This window comes from Luteimonas sp. AC640a (genome assembly GCF_979256585.1).
The window spans coordinates 1-19,095 of the sequence record NZ_CEEDOV010000002.1; the positions used below are offsets into that span (position 1 = coordinate 1).

General features: G+C 67.5%; 11 protein-coding genes. 6 read left to right on the plus strand and 5 right to left on the minus strand.

Going from position 1 to position 19,095, the window contains the following annotated elements; genetic code table 11:
- Positions 1–338: 338 nt before the first annotated feature.
- The gene (locus ACZ9YD_RS00740) at positions 339–1,070 is read right to left on the minus strand and encodes a glutamine amidotransferase (RefSeq protein WP_465073228.1); all 732 of its coding nucleotides are present in this window, start codon (positions 1,068–1,070) and stop codon (positions 339–341) included.
- Between the two features lie 193 nt (positions 1,071–1,263).
- On the minus strand, positions 1,264–3,111 hold the full coding sequence (locus ACZ9YD_RS00745; protein ID WP_465073229.1) for a GspE/PulE family protein: 1,848 nt from the start codon (positions 3,109–3,111) through the stop codon (positions 1,264–1,266).
- A gap of 64 nt (positions 3,112–3,175) precedes the next feature.
- On the opposite strand from ACZ9YD_RS00745, the gene glyQ reads away from it, so the two are divergent.
- The 5 genes from glyQ (at position 3,176) to ACZ9YD_RS00770 (ending at position 12,420) form a co-directional block, all read left to right on the plus strand.
- Positions 3,176–4,084: a glycine--tRNA ligase subunit alpha gene (gene glyQ / locus ACZ9YD_RS00750; protein WP_465073230.1), complete on the plus strand. Its 909-nt coding sequence runs from the start codon at positions 3,176–3,178 to the stop codon at positions 4,082–4,084.
- A complete protein-coding gene (locus ACZ9YD_RS00755; protein ID WP_465073231.1) occupies positions 4,081–4,332 on the plus strand; it encodes a hypothetical protein in 252 nt (83 codons plus the stop codon). The genes glyQ and ACZ9YD_RS00755 overlap by 4 nt, the downstream gene beginning before the upstream one ends.
- Positions 4,329–6,521: a glycine--tRNA ligase subunit beta gene (gene glyS, locus ACZ9YD_RS00760; protein ID WP_465073232.1), complete on the plus strand. Its 2,193-nt coding sequence runs from the start codon at positions 4,329–4,331 to the stop codon at positions 6,519–6,521. Before ACZ9YD_RS00755 ends, glyS begins: the two co-directional genes overlap by 4 nt.
- Positions 6,522–6,680: 159 nt before the next feature.
- The gene (locus ACZ9YD_RS00765; protein WP_465073233.1) at positions 6,681–8,471 is read left to right on the plus strand and encodes an autotransporter assembly complex protein TamA; all 1,791 of its coding nucleotides are present in this window, start codon (positions 6,681–6,683) and stop codon (positions 8,469–8,471) included.
- 1 nt (position 8,472) lies between these two features.
- On the plus strand, positions 8,473–12,420 hold the full coding sequence (locus tag ACZ9YD_RS00770; RefSeq protein WP_465073235.1) for a translocation/assembly module TamB domain-containing protein: 3,948 nt from the start codon (positions 8,473–8,475) through the stop codon (positions 12,418–12,420).
- Between the two features lie 243 nt (positions 12,421–12,663).
- On the opposite strand, the gene ACZ9YD_RS00775 is transcribed toward ACZ9YD_RS00770, so the two are convergent.
- Together ACZ9YD_RS00775 and ACZ9YD_RS00780 are read right to left on the minus strand one after the other, a co-directional pair.
- Positions 12,664–13,695 (minus strand): isoaspartyl peptidase/L-asparaginase family protein, encoded by a 1,032-nt coding sequence (locus tag ACZ9YD_RS00775; protein ID WP_465073368.1) that lies wholly within the window; start codon positions 13,693–13,695, stop codon positions 12,664–12,666.
- Between the two features lie 145 nt (positions 13,696–13,840).
- Positions 13,841–16,369 (minus strand): excinuclease ABC subunit UvrA, encoded by a 2,529-nt coding sequence (locus ACZ9YD_RS00780; RefSeq protein ID WP_465073236.1) that lies wholly within the window; start codon positions 16,367–16,369, stop codon positions 13,841–13,843.
- Between the two features lie 118 nt (positions 16,370–16,487).
- Here ACZ9YD_RS00780 and ACZ9YD_RS00785 point away from each other — a divergent pair, with 118 nt between their 5' ends.
- Positions 16,488–18,608 carry a catalase gene (locus ACZ9YD_RS00785; protein ID WP_465073237.1) on the plus strand — a complete coding sequence of 707 codons (2,121 nt, stop codon included), beginning with the start codon at positions 16,488–16,490 and terminating at the stop codon, positions 18,606–18,608.
- A 147-nt stretch (positions 18,609–18,755) separates the two neighbouring features.
- Here ACZ9YD_RS00785 and ACZ9YD_RS00790 read toward each other — a convergent pair whose 3' ends face one another.
- The gene (locus ACZ9YD_RS00790) at positions 18,756–19,040 is read right to left on the minus strand and encodes a hypothetical protein (protein WP_465073238.1); all 285 of its coding nucleotides are present in this window, start codon (positions 19,038–19,040) and stop codon (positions 18,756–18,758) included.
- Positions 19,041–19,095: the final 55 nt, after the last annotated feature.

Sequence of the window (19,095 nt, forward strand, 5' to 3'; positions counted from 1 at the left end):
GCGGCTTACTTTTGTCTTGGCAAAAGTAAGCAAAACCGTCTTCGCCGGACGCGATCCGCCGCGATACAGCCGCGGCGTTCCCCTGCGCTTCTCGGACGACGGGGCACGCAGCCCAAACTCGCTGCGCTCAGACATGGGCTGCTCTTCGACCCCGCCGTCCTGCGATGCTCGGCTCGCTTTACGGCTCGATTCAAATCAACAGCGGAGCCAAAGCAAAGGCAAAGGCAAAGGCAAAGGCAACGGCACGGCAGAGCAACTGCAAAGCCGAGCACCGTCCCTGGATTACCGGACATGCGTCCGTTGAAAGTCCCGCCTGCGCGGGCATGACGGCGACAGAATCAGTCGCGCGGCAACGCGCCTGCAAAACGTACGAATCGCTGCAACACCGCCCGCGCCTCGGGCGCAGCCCGCACGCCCGCGACCAGCGCAACCGGATCGAGACCTTCCTGGTACAGCGGCCCCGAGCGCGCGCGGATGTAGCCGCGCATGTGGGTGGCGCTGAACTCCGGGTGGAACTGCACGCCCCAGACGCGCTCGCCCCAGCGGAACGCGTGGTGCGGTTCGAGTACGGAGTGGGCGAGCAGGGTCGCGCCTTCGGGCAGGCGCAGGACGCTCTGGAGATGCGTGGTCTGGGCCAGGAAACCGGGAGCGGCTGTGGCGAACAGCGGGTCGTGCGAGGCCGCGTCGTTCGTTTCGATCTCGAACGTGCCCATCTCGCGGCCGCGCGGGTTGGGGCCGACTTCACCACCGAGCGCGTGGGCGATCAGCTGGTGGCCGTAGCAGATACCGAAGACCGGCACGCCGGCATGCGCGGCATCGCGCAACCAGGCGGCGCTGCGTTCGCTCCAGTCGGCGCGGTCGGTGACCATCGCGCCGGAGCCGGTGACGATGACGCCGGCGAAATCGTCCGCGCTGGGCAGCGCGGCACCGTGTTCGACATCGACCACGACCGCGTCATGCTCCGACAGGCCTGCGGCGACACGGATCCAGTGCGGGAATCCGCCATAGCGGCGCATCGAGGGCACGGGCTGGCCGGTTTCGACGATCAGGAAGCGGCGGTCGGGCGACATCGAGGGGCAGCCGGAGCAGGAAGACGGCGCAGCGTAGCGGATCGGGACGGGCGGGCGCTGGTGTTGAATCGCGCCTCGACGATCCTGCCCTCACCCGACGCGCCTAGCGCGTCGACCTCTCCCGGACGAAGAGGTGCTTAGATTGCCGCGTACCGCGCTCGCACCGAAGCACACGCCACGAGGCACGAGCCGCCTACTCCCGCGGCGGCAGCACCGTCATCACTTCTTCCACCGTGGTCACGCCTTGCGCGACCTTTTCGGCGCCGGCCATGCGTAGCGTGCGCAGGCCTTCGCCGACGGCCGTCCGGCTGAAGCCCGACAGCGCCATGTCCGGCTGGATCTTCGCGCGCAGCGCGGGCGTGATCGGCATCAGTTCGTAGATGCCGACGCGGCCGAAATAACCGGTGTTGCGGCACTCCAGACACCCGACCGGTCCGCAGGCGGTCTCCGGCGGCGGCACGTCGCTGTCGGGGCCGAGCAGCGCGCGCCAGCCCTCAGGATCGACCGGCTGCAGATGCTTGCAGTGCCGGCACAGCGTGCGCACCAGACGCTGGGCGAGCACGCCGTTGAGCGTGGAGGCGATCAGGTAGTGCGGCAGGCCGAGATCGAGCAGGCGGGTGATCGCCGACGGCGCGTCGTTGGTGTGCAACGTCGACAACACCAAGTGACCGGTCAACGAAGCCTGCACCGCCATCTGCGCGGTGTCGAGGTCACGGATCTCGCCGATCATGATGATGTCGGGGTCCTGGCGCAGCAGCGTGCGCACGCCCTGCGCGAAGGTCAGATCGATTGCGTTGTGGACCTGCATCTGGTTGAGCTCGACCGAGACCATTTCGATCGGGTCTTCGACGGTGCAAACGTTGACGTCGTCGGACGCCAGCTTCTTCAGCGTTGAATACAGCGTCGTCGTCTTACCGGAACCGGTGGGACCGGTGACCAGCACGATGCCGTGCGGACGCGCCACGAGATCGTTCCATGCCGCCGCCTCGCCGGCATCGAAGCCGAGGTGTTCGATCGGCTTGAACGCGGTATCGGGATCGAAGATGCGCATCACGACCTTCTCGCCGAAGGCAGTCGGCATCGTCGACAGACGCATCTCCACCTCGCGCCCGCCGGGCGAACGCGTCTTGATGCGGCCGTCCTGCGGACGCCGGCGTTCGGCGAGATCCATGCGGCCCAATACCTTGATGCGGCTGACCGCCGCGGTCATCACCGGCGGCGGCATCTCGAAGACCTTGTGCAGCACGCCGTCGATGCGGAAACGCACGCGGCCCACATCACGGCGCGGTTCGAGATGGATGTCCGAGGCGCGCTGCTCGTAGGCGTACTGCAACAGCCAGTCGACGATGTGGACGATGTGGTGGTCGTCCGCGTTGACGTCGCCCGAGCGGCCGAGTTCGACCAGCTGCTCGAACGTCGGCGCATTGCTGCTGGTCTCGCGTCCGTCCTTGGCGCCGCGGATCGAGCGCGTGACGCCGAAGAACTCCATCGTGTAGCGGTGCAGGTCCAGCGGATTGGCGATGACCAGATCGATCTCGCGCCGCAGCAGGCGCTGGATGTCGGTCAGCCAGTCCAGCGCCAGCGGCTCGCTGGTGGCGATACGCGCGCGATCGGGTGTGACGTCGACCGGCAGGATGCGGTGGCGCTTGGCGTAGGCGTGCGAGAACAGATCGGTGACGTCGCCGACCGCGATCTTGGTCGGATCGATGCGCAGATAGGCGTGTCCGGTGGCCTGCGCCAGCCATTCGGTCAGCGCTTCGAGGCCGAGCTCGGTGCCGGGCCGGCGCGCCGAGGGCAGCTTGAGATTGGCCAGCAGCACCAGCGGGTGCACGGTGTCGAGGCCGCGCGTGTTGCGACCGCCTACGCGTGCGCGGTCGGCGTCAGCAGGCGTCAGCAGACCATCGGCCAGCAGTGCGTCGATCACGGGTTCGAGGGTGAGGCGGCCAGGTGGCAGACGGCCACCGAAGACGGCGGGTGCACGGATGCCGGTCGAATGCTGGGGAGCGCGCGGATCGTTCAAGCCGGGTCCTCCATGGCGCACGGTGCGTCGGGCGCTTTGATGCGGCCCGCTATACTAGCGCGCCGCCGCAGACGCGATTTTCTCGATGACCGGACCGACGTTCCAGGAGCTGATCCTCACGCTCAACACCTACTGGGCCAAGCAGGGCTGCGTGCTGATCCAGCCGCTGGACCTCGAAGTCGGCGCGGGCACTTTCCATCCGGCCACGTTCCTGCGCGCACTCGGCCCCGAGCCGTGGAACGCCGCCTACGTGCAGCCCAGCCGCCGCCCGACCGACGGCCGTTATGGCGATAACCCGAACCGTCTGCAGCGCTACTACCAGTACCAAGTGGCGATGAAGCCGAATCCGGACAACATCGTCGAGCTGTACTTCGATTCGTTGAAGGCACTGGGACTCGACCCGCAGGTGCACGACCTGCGCCTGGTCGAGGACAACTGGGAATCGCCGACGCTCGGCGCCTGGGGTCTGGGCTGGGAAGTCTGGCTCAACGGTATGGAAGTCACGCAGTTCACCTACTTCCAGCAGGCCGGCGGCCTCGAGTGCAAGCCGGTGCTCGGCGAGATCACCTACGGTCTTGAGCGCCTGTGCATGTACCTGCAGAACTGCGACAACGTCTATGACCTGATCTGGACGCACGGTCCCGACGGCACGCCGGTGACCTACGGCGACGTCTACCACCAGAACGAAGTCGAGCAGAGCACCTACAACTTCGAACATGCGAACGTCGACGTGCTGTTCCGGCGGTTCGACGAATGCGAAACCGAAGCGCTGAAGCTGGTCGAACTCGGCCTGCCGCTGCCGGCCTACGAGCAGGTCATGAAGGCCAGCCACAGTTTCAACATGCTCGACGCGCGCCGCGCGATCAGCGTGACCGAACGCCAGCGCTTCATCCTGCGCGTGCGCACGCTGGCGCAGGCAGTCGCCAAGGCCTATTACGCGCAGCGCGAAGCGATGGGTTTTCCGGGGCTGAAGCGCACCGGGGACGCGGCATGACCGAGACGCTGGGCGCGTTCGTGATCGTCCTGTTCACCGCGCCATCCGCCTTCGCGTTCTTCGCTGCGTACTGGGCACAACAGACCCAGCGTAATCCCTGGCTGTGGTTCTTCTTCGGGCTATTGCTCATGCCTGTCGCCGGGTTTGTATTGCTGGTGCTCAACGGCGAGCGCGCACGCGGGCGACGTGACATCCCGACTGGCCGAGACCTCAGCCAGCATCTTTCGATCCGGAACGACCTGCCATGACCGCCTCCCTGCCCCTGCTGATCGAACTCGGCACCGAAGAACTCCCGGTCAAGGCCCTGCCCGGCCTGGCACAGGCGTTCTACGACGGCGTGATCGCGGCGCTGGACAAGCGTGGCGTCTCGATCGACCACACAGGCGCGAAGCCGCTGTACACGCCGCGCCGTCTCGCCGTGCTGCTGCCGGGTGTCGCGAGCGAGCAGCCCGAGCAGCGCTCGGAAGTGCTGGGACCGTATCTCAGCATCGCGCTCGATGCCGACGGCAATCCGACCAAGGCGTTGCAGGGGTTTGCGGCGAAGGCCGGTGTCGACTGGACGGCGCTCGAGAAGACCAGCGACGCCAAGGGCGAGCGATTCGTGCACCGCGCGGTGACACCGGGCGCCGCGACGGCGGCATTGCTGCCGGACGTGCTGCGCGAGGCGATCGCGGCGATGCCGATTCCCAAGCCGATGCGCTGGGGCGCCCACCCCTATGCATTCGCGCGTCCGGTGCATTGGCTGGTGCTGCTGCATGGCGAAGCGATCGTCGACGCCGAACTGTTCGGCGTGCGCAGCGGCCGCACCAGTCGCGGTCATCGCTTCATGCACGACGGCGCAGTCGAGATCGAAGCGCCGGGCGACTACGTCGAGGCGATGCGCAACGCGAAGGTCATCGTGGATGCCGATGCGCGCCGCGCCGAGATCGTGCGCGAGGTCGAAGACGCCGCGCGCGCCGTCGGTGGCGATGCGCGCATCGAAGCCGACAATCTCGAGCAGGTCGTGTGCCTGGTCGAATGGCCCAAGGCGGTGCCCTGCACCTTCGAGGCCGAGTTCCTCGCCGTGCCGCAGGAAGCGCTGATCGCGACGATGGAAGCGAACCAGAAGTTCTTCCCGGTGCTGCGCGATGGAAAGCTGACCGAACACTTCATCGGCATCGCCAATATCGTCTCCAAGGACGAGGCCGAAGTGGCCAAGGGCTACGAGCGCGTGATCCGCCCGCGCTTCGCCGATGCCAAGTTCTTCTTCGACGAAGACCTCAAGCAGGGTCTGTCGGCGATGAACGACGGCCTGAAAACCGTGACCTACCAGGCCAAGTTGGGCAGCGTGGCCGACAAGACCGTGCGCGTTGCCGCGCTGGCCGAAGTGATCGCGCCGCAGGTCGGTGTGGATGCCGCACTCGCAAAGCAGGCTGCATTGCTGTCGAAGGCCGATCTGCAGTCGCGCATGGTCAACGAGTTTCCGGAACTGCAGGGCATCGCGGGCCGTTACTACGCGAAGCAGGACGCGGCGCTCGCCGGCCTGTCCAACGACGATCGCGCGTCGCTCGCGAACGCACTCGACGAAGCCTGGCAGCCGCGCTTCGCCGGCGATGACATTCCCCTGTCGCCGCTGGGCAAGGTACTCGCGATCGCCGAGCGTCTCGATACATTGGCCGGCGGTTTCGCGGCGGGCCTCAAGCCGACCGGCAACAAGGATGCGTTCGCGCTGCGGCGGAATGCACTGGGTCTGGCGCGCACGTTGATTGAGAGTGGGTTCGATCTGGACATCGACCAGATGATCTCGATCTCGCTTTCTAACGTTCAACACTCCTTGGTGAGTGTGAGCGCCTCCAAAAAGATCGATGCCCTGTCAGCAGCAAAAGAAGCTGGGATCAAGACTCAGGGGGGCGTAACCGCATCTGCCTCAATGAGTTCCTCTTTGAGAGATGAGCTTTACGACTTCATTCTCGATCGCCTAAAGGGTTACTACGCCGACAAGGGCGTGACCGTGCAGCAGTTCAACGCCGTGGCGGCGCTGCAACCGAAGTCGCTCTACGACCTCGACCGCCGCATCGATGCCATCGGCACCTTCGCCGCATTGCCCGAAGCCGAAGCACTCGCCGCGGCCGACAAGCGCATCCGCAACATCCTGCGCAAGGCGGATATCGCGATTCCGGGCGAGGTCGATCCCGCGCTGCTGCGCGAGCCGGCCGAAGCCGCGCTGGCCGAAGCGGTGGAAGCGGTGCGTGGCGAAACCGGTCACGCGCTCGCGCATGGTGATTACGTGTCGGTGCTGACGCATCTGGCGCGGCTGCGGCCGCAGGTCGATGCGTTCTTCGACAGCGTGATGGTCAATGCCGACGACGCCGCGCTGCGCGCCAATCGTCTCGCACTGCTCAAGCGCCTGTCCGAGCACCTGGGCAGCGTGGCCGCGATCGAGCATCTGTCGAGCTGAACGCGTCGGGATGTGCCTGAGGCGCCGTCGAGCCCAGGCACTTCGGATCCTTCATGACCGCGCCGTCGAGAATGACGCACCGCGTGTTCCGGGCTGTCGAAGCGCGTTGCGTGACGCCCCGTTAATCGTCTCTTGACGAGGCTCCGGTATCCTCGCGTAATGCCTCGCGTTCATATGTGTCTCGCCGCCGTCCTTCTCCTGTGTGCGTCGGCCGCGGCGCACGCTGCGCGCGTCGAACGCGTCGATATCGTCGGCCTCGACGAGGAGATGACCGAAAACGTCCGCGTCTCGCTCGGATTGCAGGACGCGGTGGGCCGCGACATCTCCGGCCGTCGCATGGGGTATCTGCTGCGCGAGGCAGAACGCGAGACCCGCAAGGCGCTCGAACCGTTCGGCTATTACTCGCCCACCATCGACGTGCAGCGCGACCGCACCGGTGATGCACTTGCGGTGCGTGTGGTCGTTGATCCGGGCCAGCCGGTGCGTGTGCGCAACAGCGATATCGCGATCATCGGCGAGGGTGGACAGGACCGCTATCTGGCGCGCGACATCGCCCGCTTCGTGCCGAGCGAAGGCGCGGTGTTCAGCCACCCCCAGTACGACGCGAGCCGCAACCAGCTCAGCCGTCGCCTGACCGAGCGTGGTTATTTCGACGCCGAGTTCGCCTCGCGCCGCGTCGAAGTCACCCGCGCCGATTTCGCCGCCGACATCGATGTGGTCTGGAACAGTGGCGACCGCTACAACATGGGCGCGACCACGTTCGAGCAGACGCCCGAGCAGATCATCAACACCGACCTGCTCGAACGCCTCGTCTATTGGGAAGAAGGCAGCTACTACCACCAGGGCCGTATCGATCGCCTGCGCTCGTCGCTCGGGCGCTTGGACTATTTTTCCGACATCGACATCGAGCCGCAGGTCGACCAAGCCAACGAACGCCGCGAAGTGCCGGTCAAGGTCACGCTCACCCCGGCCAAGCGCAGCATCTACACCTCGGGCGTGAGCTATGGCACCGACAGCGGCGCCGGCGTGCGCCTGGGCATGGAGCGCCGCTACGTCAACATGCGCGGGCACAAGGCGCTGGCCCAGGTGGACTACGCGCAGCGGCGCAAGACCGCCACCGTGCAATACCGCATTCCGGCCTTCGCATGGCTCGACGGCTGGTACACCGCCAGCCTGCAGTTCGCCGACGAACAGACGGATTACATCGATACCCGCCGGGTCGAGTTCGTCGCCAGCCGCAGCGGCCAGTACAACGATTTTCTCGCCCTCATCGCCTCGATGCACGTGCTGCGCGAGCGCTGGCTGTTCCGCGAGGCGGACGACGGCGAAGGCGCGCTGGCGCCACAGCAGTACCGCTACGCGACGTTCGCGTATCCCTCTCTGCGCGCCGAGTACATCGACGTCGACGATCGCCTGTTCCCGACCAGCGGCATCGGGGGCTCTTTGATGCTGCGCGGCGGGCTCGAGGGCGTCGGTTCGGATGCCTCGTTCGGGCAGATCCACGCGCGCGCGAGCTGGTTCCGCGGCATCGGCGAATCCAATCGCCTGATCGTGCGCGGTGAGATCGGCCACACCTTCACCGATGCACTGGTCGCAATGCCGCCCAGCCTGCGTTTTTATGCAGGCGGCGACCGCAGCATCCGCGGCTACAACTTCCGCGAGGTCAGCCCGCGCATCGACACCGATTTCGGCCGCTATTCGGTCGGCGCGAAGAACCTGGTCACCGCGAGCGTGGAGTTCGAGCGTTATTTCACCGACACCATCGGCGCGGCGGTGTTCGTCGACAGCGGCGACGCCTTCGACGGCGGCTCGCCGGAATGGCGCACGGGCGTGGGCATTGGCGCGCGCTACAAATCGCCTGTCGGCCCGTTGAAACTCGACATCGCACGCGGTCTCGACAACCCTGATTCGTCATTCACGATCGGTCTGTCGATCGGCGCGGAGTTCTGACATGGCGTTTGGTCGTCACCGCCTGCCCAACGATCTGACCCCGGAAGAGCGCGAAGCGCGCATCGCCGAATTGCGCGCGCGCCGACGCGCACGGGCGCGCAAGCTCGCGCTCCGCAGCGCGATCGGCATCGCCGCGCTGATCGTGATGCTGGTCATCGTCGTGTGGTGGCTGCTGACCACGTTCGGCGGCCGCGATTTCCTGCTGAATCAGGTCGCCTCGCGCCTGCCCGCGGGTACCGAACTGACCTGGCGCGCGGCCGAGGGCCCGGCCTCGGGGCCGTTGACGATGTACGACGTGCGCTACGTGCAGCGCAGCTGCCCGGACGTCGATGAACAGCCGGTGCCCTTCGGCGAATGCGACGAGCCACGCGTGCTGGTGTTCGAAGCCGAGCGGGTGACGATCGATCCGGCGGTGATGCCGCTGGTCGGCCGACGCCTGCGGCTGGACGTGCTGGATATCGACAACGCGGTGCTGTCGATGCCGCCGTCGGTGGAGACGCCGTTCGAGCTGCCGCGCTGGCCCGATTCGCTGCCGCGTATCGAGCTGCCGCTGTCGCTGCAGGCCGACACGATCCGCATCGATGGGTTCCGCGTCGAGCAGGCCGGTGCATCGCTGATCGACATCCGCAGCGTGCGCGGCGGTCTGGACGCGCAGCAGGGTGAACTGAATCTCGCGAATATCGTCGTCGACAGCGACCGCGGCCTGTTCACCGCCAACGGTGTCTACGCGCCCGATGACGACTACCGCATGGACGTCACCGCCAGCGCGCTGATGCCCGCGCCGCCGGCGCGCACGCGTCCGCGTATCGGTTTGGTCGCGCGCGGCGATCTGTCGCGTCTGGATATCGCCGTGGTCGGCCACGTACCCGAACCGCTGAAAGCCGTGCTGACCCTGCGCGGCCGCGAGAATCCCGGCTGGGCGTTGCGCGCCGACAGCACCCGTCTGGATCCCGCACTGCTGATGGGCAGTGGCGAACCCGGCACGCCGCTGGCGTTCGACATCCGCGCCGATGGCCAGGGCGGCGCCGCAGAACTGCAGGGCAACGCGACATACGGCGAGGCGGATGCGAATCCGATCCGCGTCGTGCTGCAGCCATCCAAAGTGAAGCTGGAAGACCAGCGTCTGGATCTCGACCCGCTGATCGTCGACATCTTCGACGGCCGGGTCACGTTGCGCGGGTTTGCCGACGTCACCGAGCCGGGCGATGTGCGCTTCCGCTTCGCGACCAATGCACGCGGCCTGCAGTTCGGCGCCGACCCGGAGGCCGCCGAACCCGCGCCCCCGATCATCGCCGACGCGGACCTCGGGTTCGCCGGCAGCACCGCGGCATGGGCGGCGATCGGCAAGGCCACTGTCGAGCGCGACGGCTTGCGCGCGAACGTGGACTTCGACGGTCGCGGCGATGCGGAGCGCATGCGCCTGCAGACCGCGCGCGTGACGATGCCGACCGGCACGCTCGATGCCAGCGGCGAAGTCGCATGGGCGCCGGCGCTCGGCTGGAATCTCGATGCAACGCTGGCCGGCTTCGATCCCGGTTACTTCGCCCGCGACTGGAAGGGCGCGGTCAACGGCACGTTCGCCACAATCGGCAACACCCGCGACGACGGCGGTCTGGAAGTCGCGGTGGACGCTAGCGATCTGGGCGGCACGCTGCGCGGTCGCCGGCTCGATGGCCGCGCGACGTTCGCGATGCATGGCCCGGCGACCGATGCCGGAGAGACCGGCCGCACCGATTTCGAAGGCGAAGTCGCGCTCTCGCTCGGCAACAGCCGCGTCGATGCGACCGCGACCGTGACCGATCGCCTCGATATCGACGCGACGCTGTCGCCGTTGCAGCTCGCTGACTTCCTGCCCGATACCGGCGGCGTGCTGCGCGGCACCGTGCGCGTGACCGGCGCGCGCACCGCGCCCGACATCGCCGCCGACCTCACCGGCAGCGCGCTGCGCTACGGCGAATACGCGGCTGCCAGCGCACGCATCCAGGGCAACCTGCCGTGGCGCAGCGACACCGGTTCGCTCGATGTCGTCGCGACCGGCGTCAATGCCGGCATCGCACTCGACGAGGTGCGCCTCGCGGCGCGTGGCGCGATCGAGAAACTCCAGCTCGAGGCCAGCGCGCGTGGCGAGATCGGCACGGTGGATCTGTCAGGCAACGCCGAAAGCCGTAATGGCAACTGGCAGGGCACACTCGCCGATCTGCGCATCGCACCGGCCACCGGCGCGCGCTGGGCGCTGCAGTCGCCGGCGCAGTTCCGCCAGATCGGCACGCGCTACACGTTGACCGAGAGCTGCTTCGCATCCAGTGGCGGCGGCTCGCTGTGCGCGAGCGCCGACTGGCCGCGTCAGGGCGTGTCGATCACCGGCACCGGCCTGCCGCTCGCACTGGCCACACCGTATCTGCCCGAGCAGGACGGCGGCCGTCCCTTCGTGCTGCGTGGCGAGATCGCGCTCGAAGGCAGCGCGCGTCCGGTCGGCAACGGTTTCGTCGGCAACGCCAGTATCCGTTCGGCCAGCGGCGGCGTGCGCACGTCCGAGCGCGCACGCAACGACGTGGTGACCTATGACGATTTCCGCCTCGACGCCGAGTTCGATGCCAACCGGCTCAGCGCAACGCTGTCGACGACGCTCAACGAGGTCGGCCGTGTGCAGGCCCAGGTGACCAACGGCTGGGATGCGTATGCGCCGCTGTCGGGCTCGCTGGTCGCCAACGTCGAGGACCTGACGTTCGTCGAATTGTTCTCGCCCGATATCGTCGAGCCCACCGGCCGCCTCACCGCCGACGTCACGATCGGTGGCACGCGCTCGCAGCCGACGATCGGTGGCCAGGCGCGGCTGGCCGATTTTTCGACCGAGATCCCGTCGCTGGCGATCGCACTCGAAGACGGCAACATCAATCTCGACGCGCTGCCCGACGGCACCGCGCGTCTCGCCGGCAGCGTGCGCTCCGGCGAGGGCACGCTGAACATCGGCGGCGGCATCGGCTGGCAGGGCGAAGGCACGCCGGTCGTGCTGACCATCAGCGGTACCGACGTACTGGTGGCCGACACCAGTGACATGCACATCATCGCCTCGCCCGACATCACCGTGCGCTACACCGCGCTGCAACCGCTCAACGTGACCGGCAAGGTGTTCGTCGATGTCGCGCTGCTCGATCTGGAACGCCTGAGCGAAGGCGTGTCGGTGTCGCCCGACGTGGTCGTGCTCGATCCGGTCGACACGGAGGAGAACAGCACAGCGTCGGCGCTGGAACTCGATCTGACCCTGACCGTCGGCGACAACGTCGGCCTGCGCGGCTTCGGCTTCGACGGCCGCATGAAGGGTGAGCTGCGTGTGCGCGCGGTGCCGGGTCGTGAGATGACCGGCAACGGACGCCTCGCGGTCGACGGCCGCTACAAGGCCTACGGCCAGGAGCTGCGGGTCACGCGCGGCAATCTGGTCTTCAACAACGGCCCCGTCTCCGACCCGATGCTGGACGTGCGCGCCGAGCGCCGGATCGAAGCCGAAGACATCACCGCCGGCATCGATGTCAGCGGCCGCGCATCGGCGCCGCAGGTCAACGTGTGGACCAACCCGTCGAGCGATGCGTCCCAGGCGCTGTCGTATCTGGCACTGGGCCGTTCCGCATCAAGCCTGACCAGCGACGAAGGCCAGCAGATCGACGCCGCCGCGGCCGCGCTCAATGCCGGCGGCAACCTGGTTGCCGGCCAACTGGGCGACAAGATCGGCCTCGAAAATGCGGGCATCAGCCAGTCGCGCGCCCTCGGCGGCAGCGTGCTCGGGTTCGGCAAGCAGCTCTCACCGAAACTCTATGTCGGCTTCGGCGTGTCGCTGCTGGGCACCGGCCAGGTGCTGACGCTGAAGTACCTGCTGCGCGCGGGCTTCGATGCGGAGATCGAGTCGAGCACCTTGGAAAACCGCGGTTCGGTGAACTGGCGGAAGGAGCTCTGATTAATGACGCGAGGCGTGCGGCCTGCTCGTCTCGTTGCCACCTTGTCTCGTCCCCTTTGAGACCAGCACCTCTCCCTGCGGGAGAGAGCCTGCCCCGGACTCGATCCGGGGTCGACGCGCATCGCGCGTCGGATGAGGGTGAAACCTTTCCTGCGGAAACCACACAGAGGTCCTCATCCGCCCTTTGGGTACCTTCTCCCAGACGGCGAAGGGTTGGCTCTGCCCGCTATCACTTTGACTTCGTCAACGCCCATCCGGCAGAACGATCTCATCCTCGCGGAACACCGCGACATGCGGCACCCCGTCGGCGCCGATCCAGCCGCGATACATGCCGGATGTATTGAACGGGAATGCCACGCGGCCATCGGCGTCGAGTGCGATCGCGCCGCCATCGCCGCCGGCCTCCGGAATCAGCTGGTTGATGACCGCGTCGGACGCGACGCGGATGTCGTCGCCGCGCAGACGCACGCGCGCGCAGATCTCGTGCGCGGCGGCGGTGCGGATGTAGTACTCGCCCCAGCCGGTGCCCGACACCGCACAGCCCGCATCGGCCCAAGTGCCAGCGCCGATGATCGGCGCGTCACCGACACGGCCGTAGCGCTTGTTGGTCATGCCGCCAGTCGAGGTGCCTGCGGCCAATAGCCCCTCGACATCGAGCGCAACCGCGCCGACGGTGCCGAAGTACGGCCGCGCATCGCCGGTCAACACCGAAGCCTGCGGCTGCGATGTGCGTTCGGCTTCCAGGGCGCGCTGCAGCTGCTGCCAGCGACGCTCGGTGCGGAAGTACGCAGGATCGACGAGTGCGATGTCCCGCGTCTTCGCGAACGCCTCGGCACCCTCGCCCACCATCATCACGTGCGGCGAGGACGTCATCACCGCATCGGCGAGCAGGATCGGATTGCGCACACGTGACACGCCGGCGATCGCACCGGCCCGGCCACTGGCGCCGTCCATCACCGCAGCATCGAGTTCGTTGCGGCCGTCGTGGGTGAACACCGCGCCCTTGCCCGCGTTGAACATCGGCGCGTCTTCCAGCACGGTAATCGCCGCCTTGACTGCGTCCATCGCCGGCGCACCGGCCTGCAGCTTCGCGTGGCCGGCGCGCAGTGCCGTCTCCAGTGCAGCACGCGCCTCGGCCAGACCGGCCGCGTCGAGATCGCCGCGCCCAATGCCCGCGCCGCCGTGGATCGCCAGCACCGGCGCATGCGCAGAGGCCGGTGGCGATGTGCGGACGTCCTCCGGCGTGGCGGCCTGCGTCGTCGCGACCGCGGCCATCAGCAACGCGGCAAGTCCATAGCGCTGCATCCGCATACATCCCGTCATTGCCATCTCCGTCCGCACTAGTGATCCGCGCACGCTAGCGCAGCGCGCCAGACTTGTCGTCTCTATGGCGTCATACAGGCGCTGTGGGCCTGATGGATCAGACGCGGCCCAGGGCCTGCTTCAGGAACGGCGCCGTGCGACTCTGCTTCGACTTCGCCACATCCGCAGGCACGCCTGCCGCCACGACGTGCCCACCGGCATCGCCCGCGCCCGGCCCCATGTCGATCAGCCAGTCACCGGCCGCGGCGACGCGCATGTCGTGCTCGACGACAACGACGGTACTGCCCGCGTCCACCAGTCCGCCCAGCTGCCGCATCAGCGTGTCGACATCCCTGGGGTGCAGGCCGGTCGTCGGCTCATCGAGCACGTAGACCGTGCCGCGACGCTGCGCGCGTTGCAGTTCGCTGGCGAGCTTGATGCGTTGCGCTTCGCCGCCCGACAGTTCGGTCGCCGGCTGGCCGAGCCGCAGATAGCCGAGCCCGACTTCCAGCAGCACCTGCAGCGGACGCACGATCGCGGCGTCGTCGGCGAAGAACTCGGCCGCCTCGGCCACGGTCATCGCGAGCACGTCGGCGATGTGCTTGCCGCGCAGCGTGACCTCCAGCGTTTTGGCGTCGTAGCGGCTGCCATGACAGGTCGGGCACGGCGCATAGACGCTCGGCATGAACAGCAGTTCCACACTGACGAAGCCTTCGCCATCGCAGGTCGCGCAGCGGCCCTTGGCGACGTTGAAGGAAAAGCGCCCGGCGTCGTAGCGACGGCGCTTCGCGGCCGGTGTGTCGGCGAAGCGTTTGCGCACGTGGTCGAACAGCCCGGTGTAGGTCGCCAGATTCGAACGCGGCGTGCGGCCGATCGGCTTCTGGTCCACACGGACCAGTCGTTTGATCGCATTCGCGCCGCCAGCGATGCGTCCGTCCAGTGGCGCCTCGACACCGCGTTCCAGCGGGTCCAGTGGCGTGTCTTCGTCGCCGCTTCCTTGGCCCAGATGCGCGCCCAGCAGCTCGACCAGCGCCTGGCTCACCAGCGAGGATTTGCCCGAGCCACTGACGCCGGTGACAGTGGTGAACACGCCCAGCGGAATGTCGACATCGAGATCGCGCACATTATGGCGACGGATGCCGCGCAGTTGCAGCCAGCCGTCCGGGGTGCGCGTGGTGTGCGCGATCGATGCAGCGTCATCGTCCAGATAACGCCGTGTCGACGACGCCTCGATCTTCGACAGCCCGGCGAGCGGTCCGCTGTAGAGCACCTGCCCGCCATGTTCACCGGCAGCCGGGCCGACATCGACGATCCAGTCCGCATGGCGGATGACCTCGATCTCGTGCTCGACGACGAACAGTGAATTGCCCGCGGCGCGCAGCTGGTCGAGCGCGCGCAGCAGCGCCTGCGTATCGGCCGGATGCAGGCCGGCGGAGGGTTCATCCATGACGTAGACCACGCCGAACAGCTGCGAACGGATCTGCGTGCCCAGTCGCAGGCGCTGCAGCTCGCCGGGCGACAGCGTCGGCGTGGCGCGCGCGAGCGTGAGATAGCCGAGACCGAGATCGCGCAGCACCTTGATGCGTGCCAGCAGGTCTTCCGCGATGCGCTGCGCAGCCAGGGCCTGCTCGGGATGCGCTTTTGCGTGTGTCCTGCCGGCCGCAGCCGGGGCGAGCAGGTCGGCGAGTTCGTCGAGCGGGCGCTGCGAGAACGCGGCGATGTCGAGCCCGGCGAAGGTCACCGACAGCGCCTCGCGCCGCAGCCGTTTGCCAACGCATTCCGGGCACGCGGCGCTGATCAGATACTGCGCGGCGCGCTTCTTCTGCTGCGGGCTCAGGGTGTTGGCAAAGGTATGCAGCACGTGCCGGCGGGCACTGGTGAACGTGCCCATGTACGCCGGTTCGGTCTTGCGCTTCAGCGCGTCCTTGACCTCGTCCAGATCGAAGCCGGGATAAACCGGCTCGACCGGCTGCTCGTCGGTGAACAGGATCCAGTCGCGGGTTTTCTTCGGCAGTTTCGACCACGGCACGTCGACGTCGATGCCGCGCGTGGTCAGGATCTCGCGCTGGTTCTGCCCGTGCCAGGCGCCCGGCCACGCGGCGACCGCGCGCTCGCGGATCGTCAGCGAACGGTCCGGCACCATCGACGCCTCGGTCGCGTCGTAGATGCGTCCCAGGCCATGGCAGGTCGGGCAGGCACCTGCCGGCGTGTTCGGCGAGAAACCATCGGCATAGATGATGGCTTGGCCGCGCGGATAGTCGCCGGCGCGCGAGTACAGCATGCGCAACGAGTTTGAGATCGTCGTCAAACTGCCGACCGACGAGCGCGCGGTCGGCGTGCCGCGCGCCTGCTGCAACGCCACCGCCGGCGGTAGACCCTCGATCGAATCGACCTGCGGCACGCCGGCCTGATCGATCAGCCGACGCGCGTAGGGCGAGATCGAATCGAGATAGCGCCGCTGCGCCTCGGCGAACAGGGTGCCGAAGGCCAGCGAGGATTTGCCCGAGCCGGACACGCCGGTGAACACCACCAGCGCATCGCGTGGGATGTCGACATCGACGTTCTTGAGATTGTGTTCGCGTGCACCGCGCACGCGCACGCAGTCGGCGATGGCGGGCGCGGCGGGATTGGAAGTCTCTGCAGTCATGGCGACGATTATCGCCACTGCGCGTTGCGCGCCCGTCGTCGAAGCCGAATACGCCCACTGCACGGTGCGCTCACAAGCGCGCGCCCACGCTCGCTGTCCATCCCCCGGAGCCCAATCCATGGCCAGCAAGACGCCAGCCCCCCGCACGCCCCGCAATCCGCCGTCGACCGGCAAGAAGCCTGCACGCGAGGCCACCGATCTGCGCGGCGAGGGCGACGAACTGCAGCAGCAGGCCGGCGGCACGCATCCGCAGCTGACGACGAACCAGGGCATCCCGGTCGCCGACAACCAGAACACGCTGAAGGCCGGCCCGCGCGGCCCGGCGCTGCTAGAGGATTTCATCCTCCGCGAGAAAATCACCCACTTCGATCACGAGCGCATTCCCGAGCGCATCGTGCATGCTCGCGGCAGCGCCGCGCACGGCACGTTCGAGCTGACCAAGTCGTTGTCGCAGTACACCACCGCGCGCCTGCTGACCGAGGTCGGCACGAAGACGCCGGTGTTCACGCGTTTCTCGACGGTCGCCGGCGGCGCCGGTTCCGTCGACACACCGCGTGACGTGCGCGGTTTCGCGGTCAAGTTCTACACCCAGGAAGGCAACTGGGACCTGGTGGGCAACAACATCCCGGTGTTCTTCATTCAGGACGCGATGAAGTTCCCGGACGTGGTGCACTCGGTGAAGATGGAGCCCGACCGCGGCTATCCGCAGGCCGGCAGCGCGCACGACACGTTCTGGGATTTCATCTCGCTCACGCCCGAAGCGATGCACATGATCATGTGGGCGATGAGCGATCGCACGATCCCGCGCTCGCTGCGCACGATCGAAGGTTTCGGCGTGCATTCCTTCCGCCTGCTCGACAAGGACGGCAACAGCACGTTCGTGAAGTTCCACTGGCGCCCGACGCTGGGCATCCAGTCGACGGTGTGGGACGAGGCGCTCAAACTTCAGGCCGCCGACAACGATTTCCATCGCCGCGACCTGTTCGAGGCGATCCAGGCCGGTGATTTCCCGGCATGGGATCTCGCGGTGCAGCTGTTCACCGAGGAAGAGGCCGACGCGTTCCCGTTCGACCATCTCGATGCGACCAAGCTGATTCCCGAGGAACTGGTGCCGCTGCAGGTGATCGGCCGCATGACCCTGGACCGCTGGCCGGACAACTTCTTCGCCGAGACCGAGCAGGTCGCGTATTGCCCGGCGAACATCGTGCCCGGTATCGACTTCAGCAACGATCCGCTGCTGCAGGGCCGTCTGTTTTCGTATCTGGACACGCAGCTCTCCCGCTTGGGCGGCCCGAATTTCCACCAGATTCCGGTCAACGCGCCCAAGTGTCCGTTCGCCAACCAGCAGCGCGACGGCCACATGCAGATGCAGGTCCCGAAGGGCCGGGTGAGCTACGAACCGAGTTCGCTGCAGGCCGACAGCCCGCGCGCCTCGCGCGATGCCGGCTATCGCCACCACGCGACCGTCGACGATGGCGTCAAGGGTCGCGTGCGGGCCGAGAGCTTCGCCGATCACTACAGTCAGGCACGCATGTTCTTCCGCAGCCAGAGTGCGGTGGAGCAGGCGCATATGGCCAGCGCGCTGGTGTTCGAACTGTCGAAGGTCGAGACCGCGCACGTGCGCGAGGCCATCGTCGGTCACCTGCGCCACGTCGACCCGTCGCTCGCGCAGCGCGTCGCCGATGGTCTCGGCATGGACGCATTGCCGCCGGCGCCGGATGCACGCGTCGCCCCGCAGGACATGCCGGCCTCGCCGGCGCTGCGGATCATCGACCGCATGCGCGACACGCTGCAGGGTCGCGCTGTCGGCATCCTGGTGCACGACGGTTCCGATGCCGAAACGGTCAAGGCGCTGCGCAAGGCCGCCGAGGGTGCGGGTGCGACGGTCAAGATCGTGGCGCCCAAGCTCGGCGGCGCCAAGCTGTCCGACGGCAAGCGTCTGCCTGCCGACGGCCAGCTCGCCGGCATGCCGTCGATGGTGTTCGATGCGGTCGCCCTGGTGCTTTCGGCCGATGGTGGCAAGCAGCTGTCGCGCGAAGCGGCCGCAGTGGATTGGGTGCGGGATGCGTTCGGACATCTGAAGGCCATCGCCGCCGACGCTGGTGCGCAGGCCGTGCTGAAGGCCGGTGGCATCGCCAAGGACGCGGGTGTCCTGGACGCGGCCGATGCCAAGGGCTTCATCACCCAGGCGAAGACGCGTCAGTGGGATCGCGAGAAGAAGGTGCGCATGCTGGCCTGAGCCGGCGTGTCGGACGGGGCGTCGCCACTTGGCGCGTCCCGTCTTCGATAGCTCGAAGAAGAAGGGTGCCCACGCGGCACCCTTTTTTGATTGGACGATGTGTCGCGGTGAATCGGACAGCCGCGCAGGCGCGATGGGTCCGCGCGTTCAGACCGCCGCAGCGCCTGTTGCCAGTGCGGGCGTCGGCATCGCCGCGGCCGCCTCGGGTACAAGCGCCGCCTGCGGATCCGCAGGCTCGTAGGTGCCATCGGCATTGCGTACCCGCAGGATGCAGCCGCGCTCGATCACGGCGCGCACCGCTTCATCCTGCAGCGCGGTCGCGCGACTCAGGTAGGTCGCCAACGTCTGGCCCTGCGTGTCGGTGAGCACCCAGCACCGCAGTCCCATGTCGTATTGCAGCGTGTAGGTGCCCATCTGGCGCTCCGCGGTCATCGGTGTCGATCTTCGGTGGCGCGGGATCGATCGCGTGTGAATCCACCCACGCCAT

Excerpts from the sequence above, each read along its gene's own strand:
- ACZ9YD_RS00775 (WP_465073368.1), bottom strand. The coding sequence starts at position 13,695 with ATGGCCGCGGTCGCGACGACGCAGGCCGCCACGCCGGAGGACGTCCGC.
- ACZ9YD_RS00770 (WP_465073235.1), top strand. The coding sequence starts at position 8,473 with ATGGCGTTTGGTCGTCACCGCCTGCCCAACGATCTGACCCCGGAAGAG.
- ACZ9YD_RS00785 (WP_465073237.1), top strand. The coding sequence starts at position 16,488 with ATGGCCAGCAAGACGCCAGCCCCCCGCACGCCCCGCAATCCGCCGTCG.
- ACZ9YD_RS00755 (WP_465073231.1), top strand. The coding sequence starts at position 4,081 with ATGACCGAGACGCTGGGCGCGTTCGTGATCGTCCTGTTCACCGCGCCA.
- glyS (WP_465073232.1), top strand. The coding sequence starts at position 4,329 with ATGACCGCCTCCCTGCCCCTGCTGATCGAACTCGGCACCGAAGAACTC.
- ACZ9YD_RS00790 (WP_465073238.1), bottom strand. The coding sequence starts at position 19,040 with ATGACCGCGGAGCGCCAGATGGGCACCTACACGCTGCAATACGACATG.
- ACZ9YD_RS00780 (WP_465073236.1), bottom strand. The coding sequence starts at position 16,369 with ATGACTGCAGAGACTTCCAATCCCGCCGCGCCCGCCATCGCCGACTGC.
- ACZ9YD_RS00740 (WP_465073228.1), bottom strand. The coding sequence starts at position 1,070 with ATGTCGCCCGACCGCCGCTTCCTGATCGTCGAAACCGGCCAGCCCGTG.
- glyQ (WP_465073230.1), top strand. The coding sequence starts at position 3,176 with ATGACCGGACCGACGTTCCAGGAGCTGATCCTCACGCTCAACACCTAC.
- ACZ9YD_RS00765 (WP_465073233.1), top strand. The coding sequence starts at position 6,681 with ATGCCTCGCGTTCATATGTGTCTCGCCGCCGTCCTTCTCCTGTGTGCG.